The organism is Pseudobacillus sp. 179-B 2D1 NHS (assembly GCF_045370945.1).
Classification (GTDB): domain Bacteria; phylum Bacillota; class Bacilli; order Bacillales; family Domibacillaceae; genus Pseudobacillus.
In genome coordinates this window covers 30815-49156 of the sequence record NZ_JBIQDP010000002.1, presented here as the reverse complement: position 1 = coordinate 49156, position 18342 = coordinate 30815, and the positions used below count along the sequence as shown (strand labels likewise).

Sequence of the window (18342 nt, the reverse complement as noted above, 5' to 3'; positions counted from 1 at the left end):
CAGGCAGCCAAATATAAACATCTCTATGGGAAAAGGCAAATGAATAAAACGAAAAAGTGATAAATCTTTTAAAAAAACGCCGGCTATCAAGCCCGGCGTTTTAAGCTTTCTCCTATATTAAAATAATCTTCAATTTTGATAGATAAGCGGATTGCTTCATGGTAAATATCCGTTTTTATCCCATTAATTGATTGAGATTTCTTTCCTGCTTCCAATAAATGATCAAGCAATTCTCTGGAAAATGGAGAATAGGAAAGCATTTTCTTTAATCGACGAGACTCTCTCTCAAGCTTTGCAATGAAAATCTGCGTTTCTGTATAGGTTGCGCGTACTGCTGCCATAGACAAGGCATAAATCGCAGCAGCTGTACGAATAAAAGGCTCTGAGGATTGTTTAATCAATTGTTTTGCTTCATCAAGAGAACGAATTTTTCTATATGTGTGAATAGACGGGTCATAAATTTTTAAAAAATCACTGTGCCATTCCAATGCCGCTTCATTCCATCCTATCTTAGTCATGTCTCTTTCTCCTTTATTTCTCTTAAGTTGTTTTTCTGAAGGCGGTATCCCTATGCTATATAACCTGTTTCGAGAGAACATAAACATAAAAATTACATAAATAATTAAGAGACCATTGCAAGTATAGCTTGCAATGGTCTCTTATTAAAAAGCATTTATTCAGCAAGACAAGGAGGTTGAAGAGGAAGAATAATGTTTACAACAGTACCAAAACCAAATTCGCTTTCTACTTCAATGACGCCGTCAAACGATTCAATAATTCTCTTACAAACGACAAGGCCGAGTCCCGTCCCATTCTCCTTTGAAGTGAAAAATGGTTTGAAAATTAATTCCAAATCTTCTTTTGTAATACCAGACCCTGTATCGGCAATAGTAATGTAACAATTTTCTTCTCCTTTTAAGACATTTAAGCTCAATTTTCCTCCCTCTTCCATCGCTTCAAAGGCATTTTTTGTAAGATTCAGGAGGACTTGCTTCATCTGATCGGTGTTCACTCGTACCCAAAGTTCTTGCTCGGGAAGCGTTAATTCATACTCAATACAATACAAATTAGCTTCGGAACGAATTAGCGGGTTTAGGTCAAAAATAATTTCTCTCATATCAACAGTTTGGATTTTTTGGGCAGTTGGCTTACCTAAAATCAAAAATTCACTGACAATCTGGTTGATGCGTCCAATTTCTTTATTAATTACATCAAAGTAAAATTCATCTTCTGGATGGTTGTATTTTTCATTTAACAGCTGGACGAGTCCTTTAATTCCAGTTAGTGGATTGCGTATTTCATGAGCTGTACTCGCGGCTAACGTTCCAATCAACTCCAGTTTTTGTGCTTCCTGCTGCATTCTTTCAAACTTTGTTTGTCTTTTTAACATCATATACTTTACAAGTAAAAAGATGATATGAAGAAGGACAATAATGGCTACACCAAATAGTAGAGTAAGAGGAAGCAGATGATTTTCATCAGATTTATTAGTCTTGACTATTAAATTCCAAGGCAGTTGGGCGAGAGGGTACTCGACGGTCTGTTCGATCTCTTCGGAATTCAGTCTTTCGTTAACAGCAAAAATAGGTATTTGCTTTGCGTTCTCGATAGAAACGGAATACTCGGGTGTTAGCATTCTTATAATATTTTTCAAATAATCGAGCCGGATATGAGACACGAGAATCGCCTCTACATGTTCATCTTTCATTACTGGTGTGGCAATAGCAATCACAGGCTGATTATTAGACAATGTTTCCGCTTCATCGGAAACAGCTGTGTCTTTCGTTAATAGGGCTTCTTTGATATATGGTTTGTTTCTGAGGTTGTATTGTTTTAGTAAATCGTTTGTTCCGATGAGCAGATTACCTTCAAAATCCAGTATATAAATGCCTCCGTAACGCGGGTCCTTTCCAACCATTCTTTTTAATATGGTTTGCACTTTATCTGATGCTTGTATTTTTTTACCTAAAGTTTGAACTTCCTCTTCGGTACTGACGGCGAGAATATCCATGCTGACTTTTGTTTCGTTAATGAATTGGTCCAGCTGATTCCGATGAAGGGTGGCCGCCCACTCTAGTTTTTCCCGCTGCTGTTCAACAGCACGTTCAGCGAGAAAGTGATAACAGCCAATGATAGATAGAATCGCTGGGAGCACCACAATAAAGAAATATATCGATCGTTCACGTTTATTCATTCGGTTTCGTCCTTTTAAGAAAGTCATTGCTGTTTCATTATAGCAAACTATTATTATTTTCTCTTCTTTACGTGAAGGAAAAATTTTCATCAGGCGACTCTTTTAAAATGGAAGAAAAACGTGTAAGTTGAATAAAAGAATAAATAACGGTTGTAGGGGGAGAAGAATGAAAAAGATTCAGCTGAAGATCCTTGAGACAAGTGATGTACACGGAGCGATTTTTCCCATCCATTACGGAACGAATGAGCTAGCTGCTCACGGTCTGGCGCGGCTCTCCACTGCTATAAAAAAAGTACGGAAAGAAAGCGATGATGTGCTTTTAATAGACAATGGAGATTTTCTTCAGGGAACACCACTGGCTAGCTTTTATTTCCGTTCATTGCGCCGCGGTATTCATCCAATGATTAAGGCGATGAATGCTCTCCAATATGACGCAGCGGTATTAGGCAACCACGAATTTAATTACGGATTGGAAATTTTAGATAAAGCTTCACAAGACGCCAATTTTCCCTTTTTAAGTGCAAATACTTTACATAAAAAAACACATCAGCCTTATTTCGGACAGCCTTATATTATAAAAAGCTTTGCTGGCGGCATCAAGGCTGCTGTACTTGGCATTACCACAGGATATATTCCTAACTGGGAAAAGCCTGAACATATTTCTGAATTGATTTTTACCGATGCAGTTGCTGCTGCCGATAAATGGGTTCGTTATATTCGAGAAGTAGAAAAGCCGGACATGATGATTGTTTCTTATCATGGCGGCTTTGAAGTAGATCTTTCGAAGAAAGAAAGAATTGAAATGAAAGAAAAGGGAGAAAATCAGGCTTATCGTATTTGCACAGAAGTAGAGGGGATTGATGTGCTGCTCACCGGGCATCAACATCGGATAGCTGCTGAGTTCGTAAATGGCGTGGCTGTCGTTCAGCCTGGGTTTAGCGGAACAGCTATTGGCCAAGTAACCGCTGAGTTTCATGTATCGCAAGAAAAAATAGAACTGGGGAACGTTTCGATTGAGATTATAGAAGCCAAGGGCTTTGAAGCTGACCGAGCGATCCTTGAATTAGCCCAAGAAGAAGAAAAGCAAACACAGCAATGGCTCGATGAGGTGATCGGCACAATAGAGGGGGACATGCAGATTGATGATCCTTTTCAAGCAAGATTGAAGGAACATCCGCTTATTGAGCTGGTTAATCGAGTACAGATGGAGGCGGCACAGACGGATATTTCTTGTACGGCGCTCTTCCATAATGAAGCCAAGGGTCTTCCATCCAAGGCTACAATGAGGGACATTGTCTCAAACTATATTTACCCTAACTCATTAGCTGTTATCGAGATTACTGGTGAGGAGATGAAGAGGGCGTTGGAGCGTTCTGCTTCTTACTTTACTATACTGCCAGACGGAAGAGCCGGGGTGAGCTCGAAATTTTCTTACCCTAAGCCGCAGCATTATAATTATGATATGTGGGAAGGAATTAATTATACGATTAATGTCCATCAGGCCCCAGGCAGCCGAATTGAGAAATTGACCTACCATGGGGAACCTGTTGAGGCAGACCGTCTCTACCGGGTAGTGATGAATAATTATCGTGCAGGCGGGGGTGGTGACTACTTTATGTTCAAAGGGAAAAAAGTAATTAAAGAAATCCAAGACGATATGGCAGAATTGCTCGCTAATTATATAAAAAGCCATGGAACAATTAAAGCAGAGGCTAATCACAATTGGAGAGTCGTTTATTAAATATAGAAGAGCAAAGAATAAAAGGAGGCAACAAGTATGAAATTTAGTGAATACACGTATGAACGTCCTGATATTGAACGAGCGGAAAAAGAGATTGATCAAAGTCTTGAACAGTTTAAGGAAGCAAAGGATGTGGAAGAGCAAGTAGATGCCTTACATAAAATGAATGAGATCCGCAGCCATCTCAGCACAATGATGGATCTTTGCCATATCAGACATACAATTGATACGAATGATTCATTTTACAAGCAGGAACAAGAGTATATGGACGAAATCTCTCCAAGGATGGAAGGGATTTCCTCGCGGATAAATGAAGCCCTTTTGGCTTCCTCTTTTCGAGATGAACTTGAGAACATTTTTGGCAGACAGCTTTTTCTCTTAGCTGAAGCACAAGTGAAAACTTTTTCACAAGAGGTATTGCCGCTGCTTGAAAAGGAGAACAAGCTGTCTTCGCAATATACACAGCTTGTTGCTTCTGCTCAAATTGATTTTCAGGGAAAAACATTCACTCTTGCTCAAATCGAACCTTTTACAGAAGCTGCGGATCGTTCTGTACGAAAAGAGGCGACAAAAGCTCGCTTTGATTTTTTTGCTCGTCATGAAGCCCAATTTGATGCCATCTATGATGAATTAGTAAAAATCCGTACAGAAATTGCCCGCAAGCTGGGCTTTCAAAATTTTGTAGAGCTTGGCTATTTTCGTTTAAATCGAGTGGATTATGATGCAAAGATGGTAAAAGGCTACCGCGAGCAAATCAAGAAATATATTGTTCCGCTTGCTACAAGGCTAAGAAAGGCTCAAACAGACCGAATTGGTTTAAAGGAATTAAAGTTTTACGATGAGGGCTATCAATTCACGACGGGAAATGCCAAGCCGAAGGGGTCAGCAGAGTGGATTGTAGAAAATGGCCGTAAGATGTATCAGGAACTTTCTCAGGAAACGGACGAATTTTTCCAGTTTATGCTTGATCATGAGTTGATGGATCTTACAGCAAAAAAGGGAAAAGCAGGCGGAGGATATTGCACATATATTCCCGGATACAGCTCTCCATTTATTTTCTCTAACTTTAATGGAACTTCGGGGGATATTGATGTATTGACGCATGAAGCGGGGCATGCCTTTCAAGTCTATTCGAGCCGGAACTTTACCGTTCCAGAATATTTATGGCCAACTTATGAAGCGTGTGAAATTCACTCAATGAGCATGGAGTTTTTCACTTGGCCGTGGATGGAATTGTTTTTTAAGGAGGACACAGATAAGTATCAATATGCTCACTTAAGCGAAGCTATTTTGTTTCTTCCTTATGGAGCAGCCGTGGATGAATTTCAACATCGAGTATACGAAGAGCCAGATTTGACTCCTGAAGAGAGAAAAGCCGTGTGGAAAGAGATTGAGGAAGCATACTTGCCACACCGTGACTACGATGGCATTTCATATTTAGAGAAAGGGGGCTTCTGGCAGCGCCAGGGGCACATTTATGAAGTACCGTTTTATTATATTGATTATACTCTTGCTCAAGTGTGTGCTCTCCAATTTTGGAAGCGGATGAGAGAAGACCGCAAGGAAGCGTGGGAGGATTACGTGGAAATTTGCCGGGTTGGGGGCAGCTTGTCTTTCACAGAGATAGTCAAACTAGCTGGCTTAATCTCTCCGTTTGAAGAAGGCTGTATTGAAAGAGTCATTGAACCGATTGAAAAGTGGCTTCACCAAGCAGGGGAACAGTTAATAGCTAATCACAAATAAATATAAAAAAAGCGTCTGAAGGAGCTTCAGACGCTTTTTGAGTTTTAAGCAGCGATGATATGAATATCATTGTCTTTTAATACAGCTTTTAATTGTTTTGTTTCTGGATGGTCAAGGATAAAGTCGGCAATTCCGTCCTCAAGCTGTTCTTGAATCACACGGCGAAGCGGGCGGGCTCCGAATTCTGGATGGTAGCCTAATTCACCTAGCCGTTCTTTGACCTCTTCTGTGACTTCGAGTGTAATAGACTGTTCCTCCAAAGTAGCGTTCAATTCAGCGAGCATCAAATTAACAATTTGACGTAAATCGGCTTTTTCAAGTGATTTAAATTCGATGATATTATCGAAACGGTTCAAAAATTCTGGTTTAAAGAAGCTGCCAAGTGAATCTAAAATAGAGCTTTCTTTTACTGCATTATTTTTCTCAAAACCGACAGTAATAGTTTTTTGCGCTGTTCCAGCATTGCTTGTCATGATGATAACCGTGTCTTTAAAGCTGACTGTACGTCCTTGGCTGTCAGTAAGCCGGCCGTCTTCGAGGATTTGCAGGAACATATGTTGTACATCGGGATGAGCTTTTTCAATTTCATCCAACAAGATGATGCTGTACGGATTGCGCCGCACTTTCTCTGTCAGCTGTCCTGCTTCTTCATGGCCAACATATCCTGGAGGGGAACCAATTAATTTAGATACGCTGTGTTTTTCCATAAATTCACTCATATCAAGACGGACCATGGCCTCTTTAGAGCCAAACAATTCTTCAGCGAGCGATTTTGTTAGTTCTGTTTTCCCCACACCAGTCGGACCGACGAATAAGAAGGAACCGATGGGACGGTTTTGTGATTTCAAGCCGGCACGGCTGCGGCGGATCGCTTTGGCTACTTTCTGAACAGCTTCTGCTTGTCCAATGACTTTTTTTGCTAAGTTTTTCTCTAAGTGCTTCATAGCTTGTTGTTCGTCCTCTTGAAGCTTGCCGACAGGGATACCTGTTTTTTCTTCAATTACTTGTTGAATATGTTCAACTGTTACGACTGGACGTTCAACTGTTTCTTCCGCGCCTTGCAGTTTTTCTTCTAATTTTGTTTCTTCATCACGCAGCTTTGCTGCCTTTTCGTAGTCTTCATGTTGTAAGGCCGCTTCTTTTTCTCTTCCAATTTGAGCAAGGCGTTCATTGATTGATTCTTTATCTTGAGTATCAATCGTTAAATTCAGTTTTGAGCCAGCCTCATCGAGCAAATCAATTGCTTTGTCAGGCAAGAAGCGGTCTTGAATATATCGATGGGACAATTTTGCGCAAGCTTCCAGCGCTTCTTTTGCAAAGGTGACTTCATGGAAGTCCTCATAGCGTTTTTGCAAGCCAGTCAAGATTTGGATCGTTGCTTCTACTGTTGGTTCACTTACTTGAACTGGCTGGAAGCGGCGTTCTAACGCAGCGTCTTTTTCAATTTGACGATACTCCTTCAGAGTAGTTGCGCCGATCAATTGCAATTCGCCGCGAGCAAGAGCGGGTTTCAAAATATTGCCGGCATCCATCGAGCCTTCAGCAGAGCCGGCACCGACGATTAAGTGGATCTCGTCAATAAATAACAAAACATTTTTACGTTGCTGCAACTCCGCAATTAATTGCTTCATTCTTTCTTCAAATTGTCCGCGAATCCCTGTGTTAGCCACAAGAGAAGCTACATCTAGCAAGTACACTTCTTTTTCTTTTAATTTAGCTGGTACATCGCCCTCTGCAATTTTGACGGCTAGGCCTTCCGCAATGGCTGTTTTCCCTGTACCTGGTTCACCGATCAATACAGGGTTATTTTTATTGCGGCGGTTCAATACTTCAATAATACGGCTGATTTCTTTATCGCGACCGATCACTGGATCAATTAAACCGCTCTTGGCCATGTTTGTTAGGTTACGTCCAAACTGGTCCAGAAAGCCGTTTCCGCCATTGCCACCCGTTTGTTGTGTCGGCATTTTTGGTGAAGGGGCTGCTTGACCATTCATCTGAGAAAAACCGAAACCTTTCATTAAATCGTCAAAGGGAAATCCTCCAAATTGTTGAAAGTTCATCGCACCATCTCCCATTTGTTGTTTATTTTTTTGATAACAGTTTGAGCATAAATAAAGTTGTTTTGTTTTTCCGTTAATATTCATACGGAATTGAACATTAGCTTGATGTTGATGACAATTTTGACACAACATGCACTTCATTCCTTTCCGTTTATTATTTTTATAAGTGAAGTAGTTTTTGACTTTGACTAACTTTGACCTTATGACTTTATTATACTCTGACCTTTTTTGACTTTCAACTATTTTGTTAAAAAATATTTTTTTCTTCTTGAAAGCTGAAGACAAGCATAAGGTGAACTAACACGTTTAAAGTGGGGGATGCTTTTGAAGTCGTGGATTGGAGCCTGCCAAATAGCGGCAGTTTACATAGGGACCATCATTGGAGCGGGGTTTGCGACTGGAAAAGAGATCGTTCAGTTTTTTTCTCAATTTGGTTTTTATGGACTGCTTGGAATCATGGTGAGCGGTGGTCTGTTTATCTTTCTGGGAGCCAAAATTATGCTGGCAGCCATTGATGTGCAGGCAAAGTCCTTTGAAGAGTTTAATGCTTATCTTTTTGGTGAGAAGCTTGGATTAGTGGCTACTTTTGTTCAATTCTTTATGCTGATTGGAGTCACAGGGGTTATGCTTTCAGGAACAGGAGCATTATTTGAGGAAAGATTCGAAATCCCGGCTAATATAGGCATCCTGTTAAGCATAGCCGCCGGTTTTTTGATTATGAAAAAGGGAATATCAGGATTGCTTGCTGTCAATGTATTCGTTGTCCCGCTTATGGTAATTTTTCATATATATGCGGCTGGAAAAGCTGTAGAGCAGCCGGACTTCTGGCAAATCATTTTTAAGGAGGGAACAGCCGATCACTCGTGGAAGCTGTGGACTTCTCCATTCAGCTACGCTGCATTTAATTTAGCCTTGGCTCAAGCTGTTCTTGTGCCGCTAGCTTTTGAGATAAAGGACAGGCAGACGATCAAAAGAGGAGCGTTTCTTGGAGGGGCAATATTAACTTGCTTAATGCTCGCAAGCCATGTGAGCTTAATTCAATTAGTCAACGTTGCCAATTATGAGATACCTATGGCACAGATTGTTGAATGGCTCATTCCAGCGTTTCATTTTGTTTATGCCTTTCTTATTTACGGAGAGATTTTTACATCTGTAATCGGAAATGTGTATGGATTGAAACAGCAGTTACAGGTCCATCTTTCATGGCCGCCGGCTATTCTATTAGTTATCATATTTTCTGCTGGCTTTTTGCTTAGTCAAATTTCATATGGTGCATTGCTTGGGTTTTTATATCCATTATTTGGGTTCATCAGTTTAGTTTTTCTTGTATTGCTCTGGAAGAAATAAAACGGACTGTTACAGTCCGTTTTATCACAGAAAGCAGCTGTTTTCTTTATTGCCTGCTGATGTGGCTATTTATTATAAAAGCGGAAACAGCACAATTAATAGCACATCAAACACAAGATGAGAGATGATAAGCATTGGAATGCTGCGTTTCCACACATACAAAGACCCCCAGAACAAGCCAGCAACAAAGGCTGCCAGAACCCAAATGAATTTATCTGAGTAGAGGAAAATGGAAGCATACAGCATGGAAGCGGCAATGATTGCTGTCAAATCATTGAAATAGACTGAAAGGCGTTTTTGAATAAATCCGCGCCAAAACAGCTCTTCACCGGGAATAAAAACTAGTATTAATACAATATAATGCCAGGAGAACTGGGGAGAGTACCACTTGTACATACTGGCTACTTGTTTTTCCCATGAAAAAGGAAGGACCGGCAGAAGGAGATGCCCCACAAAGAAGAGAGCATATAACAGCAGTCCGGATAAAACACCATATTTTAAATAACTGCGTGTCTTTTGCTTATCATCTATCTTTTCGCTAATAATGGCAAAGCTAATGAAGAAAAGATTTGCAGCTGTATATAAATACCAAAATATATCACGATCTGAGAATGTCATGTAGAGCAGCACATGCGCAAGAATGATACTCAAAAGTAGCCGCCAATCCTTAATAAGTGCCATCTTTCTGAACTCCTTTCTTTTCATACAGCACTTATTTTAACAAAAGGATGTAAAAAATAGAATGAAAATCCCTTGAAATGAAGAAAAGAGGAAGATTGATAGGGGCGGATGGAGCCCAAAAGAGAATAGCTGTACAATCAGGGCCTAGAAGATTGACAATGTGTAAGAAAAATGCAGGACGCTTAAAAAAGCAGCCGTATACTTATATACGGCTGCTTTTTTAAGCGTTTACAGAAGATTGGATAATTGTATAGTTTTTATGGTTGACCACTGTCTTTTCTTCCATTTCTAATTCTCTGAAGTTCTCCATAATCGTTAGATCAACGATCACTGAGTTTTCATTTACTTTTTCAACAATTCCTTGTAACCCATTTTTAAATTTAATCACATTCCCCACTTCTGCTTTCGTCATTTTTATCTCTCCTTCACAGATTAAATTAAAAAGCTTTCCTTGTTGTTTCTCGGTTGTATTTATATTAAGCTTTTGAAAGTAAGGCCTAACAGGAAAAGATGTCAATCATTTTTGCATTATAATAAATGGTAAAAAGAATTACTTTACAGTTTGCCTTATTTTTGTAAAAGAGTAAAGTATTTTGCCCAATAAGATGAAAAATTCAGAAAGAAGGGAAAATATGACGGCCACTGATGCAAAAAACCTGATGGATCAATTGAAAAACGGTGAAATTAATGAGTGTCACGTAAGCAACGAGCACTTTCTGATTTTTCAACGAGAGCTGGTAAAAAGAGAAGATTTTAAACACTTTAGGGGAGTGGCACAACGGGGGGGTTCTGTTATATATTATTATATGAAAGAGCCAAGAAGCTGATGAATCGCTTTTCATTAAATAAAAATATCAAAAAAATGTTTAAACCGAAGAAGACGGGTAATAATAAGTAACAGTACATGATAGGATTTACTCAAGCCTTTTCATTCTCATTTTTCCCCCCATTTTAATCCGGACAAATTACTGTCCGGATTTTTTTATTGTTCACACCCCCTTTTTTACGTGCATGAATCTTCTTAGAGAAAGTAGATCATTTTACATTTTTATAAGTGCACAACGTACTGCCCCCATGATTCATTTACACTTTTTCTGATTATCTTAGGAGACAACAAATGAAGGAAAATTCGAAATATACTATAATAATAGAGAGAAGAAGGGAGGCTGTTAAGATGGATGGATCTTTTCAAGGAAAAACAGCATTAGTTCTTGCCTCAAGCCAGGGGCTTGGGAAAGCCATTGCTACAAAATTGGCGGAAGAAGGGGCAAATGTTATGCTTGCCAGCAGAAACGGCGGTAAATTGGAAGAGGTAAAACGGCAGCTGCAGAGAGAGAATGTGAGCCAGGTTGATTATAGTGTTTGCGATATTACAAAACCAGAGGAAATTAAGTCATTAGTAAACAAAACGATTGAGAAATTTGGGACGATTCATATTTTAGTTAATAATGCAGGGGGACCACCAGCCGGATCATTTGTCGACATGACAGATGAGCAATGGCAACAGGCATTTGAGTTGAATTTATTATCGTACATACGGACAATACGAGAAGCGTTGCCTTACTTGAAAAAACAAGGAGGCAAGATTATTAATATTGCTTCTTCTTCAATTAAAGAGCCGATTTCCGGATTGGTTTTATCGAACACATTTCGTACAGGAATTGTAGGCCTTTCTAAAACGCTGGCAGAAGAGCTGGCTCCTTATGGAATTTTAGTTAATACAGTGGCACCAGGACGCATTGCTACAGATCGTCTGAAATATCTAGATGAGATTAATGCTGAGAAGCAAGGAATTTCCGTTGAGCAATTGGGTGAGCAGATAAAGAAAAGAATACCGCTTGGCCGGTATGGAAAACCGGAAGAGTTTGCTAATGTAGTCGCTTTCTTAGCCTCTGATGCGAACACCTACATGACAGGCAGCAGTTTCTTGGTGGATGGCGGCATGATTCGATCCATTTAACAACAAAAAAATTTCTTTTTATGGTTTAATTCGGCAGGATAGTGGGAAGTATATAACCAAGCATGATCAATTGGAGATTCTCACTCACAACCCCCTTTTCTTGGGACCTGCTGAATGGCAGGTCTTTTTTTTGTTGTATATCCGTAGAACATATATGTTTGAAATAATTATTCGTTAGTAAAAGTTGCCTGCCTAACATTAGGTAGGTGCTGGTTTTTTAATATAAAGGTGGGAAAATGATGCAGACAATGAAAATTGGGTTTATCGGTACAGGAGTAATGGGAAAAAGCATGGCGCACCATTTGCAGGAGGCAGGACACCAATTATTTCTTTATACGCGTACAAAAGAGAAGGCGGAGGAATTGCTCACTAAAGGGGCTGTATGGTGCCAAACGCCAGCTGAAGTGTCCGGTCAAACAGATGCAGTATTTACGATTGTCGGCGAGCCTCATGATGTAGAGGAAGTATATTTAGGAGCAGAGGGGATCCTGGCAGGAGGAAGGAAAGGCCAGGTGGTGATCGACATGACCACTTCGCAGCCTAGCCTTGCTCGAAAAATCTATGAACAAGCAAAAGCAAAAGGAATAGATGCTCTGGATGCACCAGTTTCGGGCGGAGATACAGGTGCAAGAAATGGAACGCTTGCTATCATGGTCGGTGGGGACAAAGCTGCATTTGAAAAAGTGTTGCCGCTCCTTCAAACGCTCGGGAGTAATATCATCTATCAAGGAGAAGCGGGAGCAGGGCAACATACAAAGATGAGCAATCAGATAGCTATTGCAACAAATATGATTGGTGTTTGCGAAGCGCTCCTCTATGCACAAAAGGCTGGACTTGATTTGGATAGCGTGTTAAAGAGCATTTCTACAGGGGCAGCAGGCAGTTGGTCTTTATCTAATCTGGCCCCGCGAATGATCCGGGGAGACTTTGCACCGGGTTTTTATGTAAAGCACTTCATAAAGGATATGAGAATAGCGATCGAAGAATCAGAAAAAATGGGATTGGAGCTGCCGGGCCTATCGCTGGCTAAAAAGATGTATGAAGAGCTGGCTTCAAGAGGGGAGGAAGCCAGCGGAACACAAGCACTGTTTAAATATTGGGGATAGGTGGAAAAAGTGCTCGGAGGCGGCTTGACCGGCCGGCTCCAAGCGCTTTTAATTTTTTGTTTTGTTTAAAAATGCCTCGATGCGATCAAGTCCTTTACGTAATTCTTCCATTGAGCAAGCAAAAGAAAGCCGGAAATACCCTTCACCGAACTCGGAAAAGGCGCTGCCGGGAACAACAGCTACTTTTTGTTCCATTGCCAGTTTGTAACAAAAGTCGAAAGAAGAATCTTGCACCCAATCAGGAATAGCAATAAAGAAATAAAAAGCCCCGTCTGGCTTTACAATGTCCAACCCCATATTGGAAAGCCTATCGAATACATAATCCCGCCGCTTTTTATACTCAGCTTGCATCGGTAGAGCATCATTGATGCCAGTTGTCACAGCTTCTAACGCAGCCATTTGTGAGACAGAGGAAGCACAGGATACATTGTATTGATGGACTTTCAACATATGCTTGGCGATCTCTTCAGGCGCAAATAAGAAGCCGATCCGCCAGCCTGTCATTGCATGTGACTTAGACAGCCCATTTAATACGATGGTTTGCTCTCTTAAAAAAGAAGCAATAGACACATGGGAAGCGTCAAATGTTAATTCGCTATATATTTCATCTGCGATAACAAAAATATCTTTTCCTCTTAAAAGGTCAGCGATCTCTTTTAATTCCGCTTCTGTTAAACTCACACCGGTTGGATTAGACGGATAGGGCAAAATCACTGCTTTTGTTTTATCTGTTAGGGCTCCTTTTATCAACCCTGCAGTTAATTTAAATCCACTTGCCCGTGTATCAACTGTGCGTACAGTTGCTTGGCACATCTGGATAATTGGTTCATAGCCAGGATAAACGGGACCTGGTAAAATTACTTCATCACCCGGTGACAACAGCGTGCGCAGGGTAATATCGATTGCTTGGCTAGCTCCAACGGTCACAATGACTTCTGATTCGGGAGAATACGATAAATGGTATTTACTATGTACATAATCGGCTGCCGCTTTTCGCAATTCAAGGAGACCAGCATTATGAGTGTAGGTTGTAAAGTTATCAGCGATTGCTTCTTTGCCCGCTACTTTTACGTGTTCTGGCGTAAGGAAGTCAGGCTGGCCAATTGTAAGAGAGACCATGTCATCAACACCGCCGACCAGATTAAAGAACTTGCGGATTCCAGAAATCTGAATGTTTTTTACTTGTTTATTAATAAGGTGTTCCAATGAGGTTTCCGCCTTTCTGTATGGATATAATATATTGTAGCATTGAACGAGACAGACACCAGTGAAAATGAAGAAAACAATGGAGAAAAATATGATTAAAATTTGTATCTTAAAAACAGACGGTCAACTTGTCTTTGATTCCTCTCTAGAAGAGGTGAAAGCGCAAGATACAGTTTGGTATTGGGTAGACTTCTTCAATCCAGATGAAGAGGAAGCAAAAGTGCTAAAACGTTTTTTTCGTTTTCACCCTCTGGCGGTAGAGGATTGCCTTGACAATCAAAGTGGCCGGCCTAAATTAGACTTTTATAAGGATTACGCTTTTTTTCTTATCCATGCTCTTGATCAGCAAACGCTTGAGGGAAAAGAAACTGGCGTGTTCATGAATAAAGAAATGATGGTAACTGTTCATTTGCAGCCTATAGCCGAAATAAATGAAGTGTGGAAAAGTCTGTTGGAAAATGAGAGACTGCAACAGGGCCCAGTCGCTATTTTGCATAGATTGATTGACCGATTCGTGGATGAGTACTTTCCGCTGATTTATCATGTGGAGGATGCCTTAAACAGCATAGATGAAGAGCTGGATACCAATCCAGGGAATAATTTAATTGACCAATTATTTGATATCCGACATGATATGTCAAAACTGAGACGGACCATTATCCCAATGAGAGACCTTCTTTATCGGCTGCTGAACTCAACCCGGCTCGAATATATAGAGGATCGGCACATCTATTTTGGTGATATTCATGATCATTTAATGAAATTGGTGGAGATGCTGGAGTCATACCGCGAATTTTCTTCAGACGTTCGTGACAGCTATTTGTCCGTAAACTCGGATAAAATGAATAACATTATGATGACATTGACGGTCATCACAACGATTTTTATGCCTTTAACATTTATCGCGGGGATTTATGGCATGAATTTTGATCATATGCCTGAATTACACACTTCTTACGGGTATTTTATTGTTCTTGCCGTTATGGGTGTAATTGCCGTATCTATGTTTTTTATATTTGTAAAAGCAGGATGGCTTCAGTTGCATAAAAAGAAAAAGAAGCGATTTAAATAAGGATTTGTGATTGTTCTATAGGATCTGTCTAAATATTCCCCGAAAGAAACCGACATTATTAATGATAAGATAAATTGAAATATAAGGGGATAAATGAATGAATAGCGAAAATGGAATTCTATTAAAAAGTGGAACAAACGAACTGGAAATCGTTGAATTTGAAGTGCATGGCAATAAATATGGAATCAATGTTATTAAAGTAAAGGAGATTATTCAGCCGGTAGCTGTCACTTTTATTCCACATGCCCATGAGCATATTGAAGGAATTATCCAGCTGCGCGGGGAAGTGCTGCCGCTAGTAAACATGGCAAAAGTTTTGGGATTATCTGGTCAGGAATCAGGGCAGACGGATAAGTATATTGTTACTGAATTTAACAAGCAAAAAGTCGTTTTTCATGTTCAGAATGTCACCCGAATTCACCGAATCTCGTGGGAAGACATTGAAAAGCCATCTGACATGTACCAGGGAGGCGGCAACCAAGTAATCGGCGTTATTAAAATAAATGGTGAAATGGTCTTACTGCTCGACTTCGAGAAAGTCATTGTAGACATTAACCCGCAATCTGGTATTCATGTTGGGCAAATCAAGCAACTTGATAAAAGGGAGCGTTCGGGCAAAAGACTGGTTGTAGCAGAAGATTCTCCGCTATTAAGAAAACTGATCAGTGATACACTTGCTGAAGCGGGATATGATGCTGTAGAATTTTTTGAAAATGGCAAGCTAGCTTTGTCATACTTGGAGAGTCAGGCAGATGAAGTAGCTGCCGGAAAAGGGACACAGCTTTTAATTACAGACATCGAAATGCCGCAAATGGATGGTCACCATTTAACTAAACGGGTAAAGGAACATACCCAGCTGAAAGATCTTCCAATTGTGATTTTTTCTTCGTTAATTACTGAAGACTTGCGCCACAAAGGAGACGAAGTAGGGGCTGATGCCCAAGTAAGCAAACCAGAAATCGCAGAACTCATCAAGCATATTGATCGACTCGTTCTCTAAACATATAACATAAAAAACACCAAGGTCATCACGCCCGGTGTTTTTTGTTATATTCACTATATAAAGTTCTTTGGCAGCATGCTTTTCTAATGGGGAATCACAGGCATCTTTTAGGATAGAGGCTATTCTCATCCATTCAGGGTTTCCCAAAAAAGAAAGAGTTAGTTGAAAACTCTGAATGGAGAAGCTTAGACCCTATGCTAGTAAGATTGGCCGAGCGGTTTAAATACCGGTTTATGGTATTGTTTTTTGCGGGGAACAGAGGGCTCATTTTTTTCCATAAAGCCGGTATATAATTGTAAGAGTTTCTTTGCTTCTGTTAAATTCATATAAGTTTTCGGGTTCCGCTTTTTCTTATCCAAACTACCGAAATGAGGAAGAGTCGCAAAGTCTTCTTTGCAAGGCGGAATGTGAAACGTATAGTCGCCGCATACGACAAGGACATCGGACTGCTGCTGACTATTTTTTGGATTATTGGAAAAGTGAAGGCCGGCTTTCTCCGCCCGTCCTTCCTGTATCATCTTCAAAAGTGCTTTTTTCTTTAATAAATATAAATATTTAGGGTTTATAGCTGTCTTAGCATGCCGGTTGACAGTAAAGATTGCTTTAGCGAGGTTTGAAGTAGATGGAGAATGGGCAGGAGATTCTCTATGAGTACTCAATGAAAAGACTCCTTTCAGACTAATTTTAACCCATTATAACCTTTTTTTAGTTGATTGAAAAGTATCTGAATAATTTTAATTTTGTTATATAAAAGAGGAGAAAGCGGTAGAAATAGCTTTCTCCGTTACCTTATAGACTTTAACGTAAATACGGTAATCTCCGGAATAGATAAGAAACGGAAAGGAAGCCTTGTTGTACCTAAGCCGCGATTCACATAGAGAGTTAGGGGGGGATTACCTTTTATCTTGTATAGTCCTTCTTTATAAATTTCCGCATAGGGAGGAGTGTACAACGCTCCATACCAGGGCAGCTGGATTTGCCCACCGTGGGAATGGCCGCTCAATTGCAAATGAATGCCGGCATCTGCCGCCTCATCGGCAAGGTCTGGTGCGTGGGAAAGCAGAATAAGATACTGGTCTTTTTTGACTTTCTTTGTAGTTTGACTAAAGCTAGGTTGTCCCAGCGAAGCATCGTCTATGCCAAGTAGATAAATCGTTTCATTAAGATGTCTTAATTCCACCGAGTTATTTCTTAAAAGTGTAAATCCTGATTTCTCCATAATTGACTTATACAAATCAGTTCCATATCCGCCATGATCATGATTCCCGTAAACAGCAAATTTGCCTAAAGGGGCTTTTAGTTTGCGCAAAATAGAGATGACTTCCTTTGTCTTTGATGATTGATAGTCATCCGGTCTATCCAACAGGTCACCAGTAAAGAAGATGAAGTCTGGATCGAGTGAATGAATGGTTTGGACGTGCTCCTCTAATTGTTGCAACGTATATTGGAAGCCTAGGTGAGTATCACTGAATTGTACAATCCGTTTATTATGAAAAGCTCGTGGAATTAATTCGTGGGAAATATCTAATTCAATGATTTGCAGACGTTTCGGTTCAATAAATCTAGCATAGGAATAGCCGCCTCCTGCCAGTCCGAATAGAGAGAGTAAGAATGCAAGAGATTGTTTTAAAAATGACCGGCGAGAAATTTTTTTTGCCATATAGTTTCACTCTTTCAACTGAAGTTCGACCTCTTTATAGTAGTGAAAAAAAGAGATTTAATAAATTAATTTGCATTAGGCGGTTGAACAATGTCCGTTCTTTTGTTCGCTCATTGCTTGTTCTTTCATATAGGGAGACAGTGCTATTTTACATGAAATTGGTCTGTCCCTGTTTATCACTTTACTATATTCCTTGATTGTCAGTGAAATAACTGCAAGAAAAAAGGATGAAACAGAGAATTATCACTGCCATCCTTTATGAAGTGTCCTTACATTCCGTGCTTTTCTAACAAATTCGTTAATTTTTCAAGGTCAAAGCCAGTCACTGCTTCGTCGTGAACGACTACCGTAGGGGTGGAGGAAGCATTCCATCTAATTTCCCACTCCTGCCTTGCCAGGTGGTCCTCAGAAATATTTTTCTCCTCATAGCCCACTCCGCGATCCTTTAGAAATAGTTTGATTATTTGACATGGCGGACAGTCAGGCTGGGTATATAAAATAATGGGCTTCATTCAGTTTCTCCTTTATTTCTTTTGAATACAATATTAAAAATAAAATAGTTGGAT

Annotated in this window: 17 protein-coding genes; 8 read left to right on the top strand and 9 right to left on the bottom strand. The window is 40.1% G+C overall.

Annotated elements, in window-relative coordinates; translation table 11 throughout:
* Positions 1-86: 86 nt before the first annotated feature.
* Entirely contained in the window at positions 87-518 is a 432-nt protein-coding gene (locus ACH0BF_RS02605) for a hypothetical protein (protein WP_120036921.1), read from the bottom strand.
* Between the two features lie 155 nt (positions 519-673).
* Positions 674-2194 (bottom strand): ATP-binding protein, encoded by a 1521-nt coding sequence (locus tag ACH0BF_RS02600; protein WP_340854892.1) that lies wholly within the window; start codon positions 2192-2194, stop codon positions 674-676.
* A 166-nt stretch (positions 2195-2360) separates the two neighbouring features.
* On the opposite strand from ACH0BF_RS02600, the gene ACH0BF_RS02595 reads away from it, so the two are divergent.
* Positions 2361-3935 carry a bifunctional metallophosphatase/5'-nucleotidase gene (locus tag ACH0BF_RS02595; protein ID WP_406908797.1) on the top strand — a complete coding sequence of 525 codons (1575 nt, stop codon included), beginning with the start codon at positions 2361-2363 and terminating at the stop codon, positions 3933-3935.
* Positions 3936-3971: 36 nt separating this feature from the next.
* The gene (locus tag ACH0BF_RS02590) at positions 3972-5678 is read left to right on the top strand and encodes a M3 family oligoendopeptidase (protein ID WP_406908796.1); all 1707 of its coding nucleotides are present in this window, start codon (positions 3972-3974) and stop codon (positions 5676-5678) included.
* Between the two features lie 44 nt (positions 5679-5722).
* On the opposite strand, the gene ACH0BF_RS02585 is transcribed toward ACH0BF_RS02590, so the two are convergent.
* Positions 5723-7873 carry an ATP-dependent Clp protease ATP-binding subunit gene (locus ACH0BF_RS02585; RefSeq protein ID WP_406908795.1) on the bottom strand — a complete coding sequence of 717 codons (2151 nt, stop codon included), beginning with the start codon at positions 7871-7873 and terminating at the stop codon, positions 5723-5725.
* 186 nt (positions 7874-8059) lie between these two features.
* Between ACH0BF_RS02585 and ACH0BF_RS02580 the strand changes: the two genes are divergently transcribed.
* Positions 8060-9088, top strand: a complete 1029-nt coding sequence (locus ACH0BF_RS02580; RefSeq protein ID WP_120036931.1) for a YkvI family membrane protein — start codon at positions 8060-8062, stop codon at positions 9086-9088.
* Between the two features lie 72 nt (positions 9089-9160).
* Here ACH0BF_RS02580 and ACH0BF_RS02575 read toward each other — a convergent pair whose 3' ends face one another.
* Both ACH0BF_RS02575 and ACH0BF_RS02570 read right to left on the bottom strand, forming a co-directional pair.
* Positions 9161-9769: a CPBP family intramembrane glutamic endopeptidase gene (locus ACH0BF_RS02575; protein ID WP_120036933.1), complete on the bottom strand. Its 609-nt coding sequence runs from the start codon at positions 9767-9769 to the stop codon at positions 9161-9163.
* Positions 9770-9989: 220 nt separating this feature from the next.
* Positions 9990-10181, bottom strand: a complete 192-nt coding sequence (locus tag ACH0BF_RS02570; protein ID WP_120036935.1) for a YkvS family protein — start codon at positions 10179-10181, stop codon at positions 9990-9992.
* A gap of 220 nt (positions 10182-10401) precedes the next feature.
* Between ACH0BF_RS02570 and ACH0BF_RS02565 the strand changes: the two genes are divergently transcribed.
* The 3 genes from ACH0BF_RS02565 to ACH0BF_RS02555 all read left to right on the top strand — a co-directional run bounded on the left by ACH0BF_RS02565 (position 10402) and on the right by ACH0BF_RS02555 (position 12835).
* Positions 10402-10596, top strand: coding sequence for a hypothetical protein (locus ACH0BF_RS02565; protein ID WP_340854879.1), 195 nt, complete (start codon positions 10402-10404; stop codon positions 10594-10596).
* 347 nt (positions 10597-10943) lie between these two features.
* Positions 10944-11729: an SDR family oxidoreductase gene (locus tag ACH0BF_RS02560; protein WP_120036937.1), complete on the top strand. Its 786-nt coding sequence runs from the start codon at positions 10944-10946 to the stop codon at positions 11727-11729.
* Positions 11730-11968: 239 nt separating this feature from the next.
* Positions 11969-12835 carry an NAD(P)-dependent oxidoreductase gene (locus ACH0BF_RS02555; RefSeq protein WP_340854875.1) on the top strand — a complete coding sequence of 289 codons (867 nt, stop codon included), beginning with the start codon at positions 11969-11971 and terminating at the stop codon, positions 12833-12835.
* Between the two features lie 48 nt (positions 12836-12883).
* Here the strand turns inward: ACH0BF_RS02555 and ACH0BF_RS02550 are convergent, their stop codons facing one another.
* Positions 12884-14041: an aminotransferase A gene (locus ACH0BF_RS02550; protein WP_120036941.1), complete on the bottom strand. Its 1158-nt coding sequence runs from the start codon at positions 14039-14041 to the stop codon at positions 12884-12886.
* Between the two features lie 91 nt (positions 14042-14132).
* On the opposite strand from ACH0BF_RS02550, the gene corA reads away from it, so the two are divergent.
* Together corA and ACH0BF_RS02540 are read left to right on the top strand one after the other, a co-directional pair.
* Positions 14133-15113: a magnesium/cobalt transporter CorA gene (corA, locus tag ACH0BF_RS02545; protein ID WP_340854872.1), complete on the top strand. Its 981-nt coding sequence runs from the start codon at positions 14133-14135 to the stop codon at positions 15111-15113.
* A gap of 97 nt (positions 15114-15210) precedes the next feature.
* Positions 15211-16113: a chemotaxis protein gene (locus tag ACH0BF_RS02540; protein ID WP_120036945.1), complete on the top strand. Its 903-nt coding sequence runs from the start codon at positions 15211-15213 to the stop codon at positions 16111-16113.
* A 200-nt stretch (positions 16114-16313) separates the two neighbouring features.
* Here the strand turns inward: ACH0BF_RS02540 and ACH0BF_RS02535 are convergent, their stop codons facing one another.
* From ACH0BF_RS02535 to ACH0BF_RS02525, 3 genes are all read right to left on the bottom strand, one after another.
* Positions 16314-16775 carry a YkyB family protein gene (locus tag ACH0BF_RS02535; RefSeq protein ID WP_340854871.1) on the bottom strand — a complete coding sequence of 154 codons (462 nt, stop codon included), beginning with the start codon at positions 16773-16775 and terminating at the stop codon, positions 16314-16316.
* A 125-nt stretch (positions 16776-16900) separates the two neighbouring features.
* On the bottom strand, positions 16901-17776 hold the full coding sequence (locus ACH0BF_RS02530) for a metallophosphoesterase (protein WP_340854869.1): 876 nt from the start codon (positions 17774-17776) through the stop codon (positions 16901-16903).
* Positions 17777-18045: 269 nt separating this feature from the next.
* Positions 18046-18288, bottom strand: coding sequence for a glutaredoxin family protein (locus tag ACH0BF_RS02525; RefSeq protein ID WP_340854868.1), 243 nt, complete (start codon positions 18286-18288; stop codon positions 18046-18048).
* Positions 18289-18342 lie beyond the last annotated feature (54 nt).

What these genes read in the sequence shown, in the direction of transcription:
- ACH0BF_RS02555 (WP_340854875.1), top strand. Translation starts at nt 11,969, where the DNA reads ATGCAGACAATGAAAATTGGGTTTATCGGTACAGGAGTAATGGGAAAA.
- ACH0BF_RS02590 (WP_406908796.1), top strand. Translation starts at nt 3,972, where the DNA reads ATGAAATTTAGTGAATACACGTATGAACGTCCTGATATTGAACGAGCG.
- ACH0BF_RS02565 (WP_340854879.1), top strand. Translation starts at nt 10,402, where the DNA reads ATGACGGCCACTGATGCAAAAAACCTGATGGATCAATTGAAAAACGGT.
- ACH0BF_RS02530 (WP_340854869.1), bottom strand. Translation starts at nt 17,776, where the DNA reads ATGGCAAAAAAAATTTCTCGCCGGTCATTTTTAAAACAATCTCTTGCA.
- ACH0BF_RS02600 (WP_340854892.1), bottom strand. Translation starts at nt 2,194, where the DNA reads ATGAATAAACGTGAACGATCGATATATTTCTTTATTGTGGTGCTCCCA.
- ACH0BF_RS02525 (WP_340854868.1), bottom strand. Translation starts at nt 18,288, where the DNA reads ATGAAGCCCATTATTTTATATACCCAGCCTGACTGTCCGCCATGTCAA.
- ACH0BF_RS02570 (WP_120036935.1), bottom strand. Translation starts at nt 10,181, where the DNA reads ATGACGAAAGCAGAAGTGGGGAATGTGATTAAATTTAAAAATGGGTTA.
- ACH0BF_RS02605 (WP_120036921.1), bottom strand. Translation starts at nt 518, where the DNA reads ATGACTAAGATAGGATGGAATGAAGCGGCATTGGAATGGCACAGTGAT.
- ACH0BF_RS02540 (WP_120036945.1), top strand. Translation starts at nt 15,211, where the DNA reads ATGAATAGCGAAAATGGAATTCTATTAAAAAGTGGAACAAACGAACTG.
- corA (WP_340854872.1), top strand. Translation starts at nt 14,133, where the DNA reads ATGATTAAAATTTGTATCTTAAAAACAGACGGTCAACTTGTCTTTGAT.
- ACH0BF_RS02575 (WP_120036933.1), bottom strand. Translation starts at nt 9,769, where the DNA reads ATGGCACTTATTAAGGATTGGCGGCTACTTTTGAGTATCATTCTTGCG.
- ACH0BF_RS02560 (WP_120036937.1), top strand. Translation starts at nt 10,944, where the DNA reads ATGGATGGATCTTTTCAAGGAAAAACAGCATTAGTTCTTGCCTCAAGC.
- ACH0BF_RS02580 (WP_120036931.1), top strand. Translation starts at nt 8,060, where the DNA reads ATGCTTTTGAAGTCGTGGATTGGAGCCTGCCAAATAGCGGCAGTTTAC.
- ACH0BF_RS02585 (WP_406908795.1), bottom strand. Translation starts at nt 7,873, where the DNA reads ATGTTGTGTCAAAATTGTCATCAACATCAAGCTAATGTTCAATTCCGT.
- ACH0BF_RS02595 (WP_406908797.1), top strand. Translation starts at nt 2,361, where the DNA reads ATGAAAAAGATTCAGCTGAAGATCCTTGAGACAAGTGATGTACACGGA.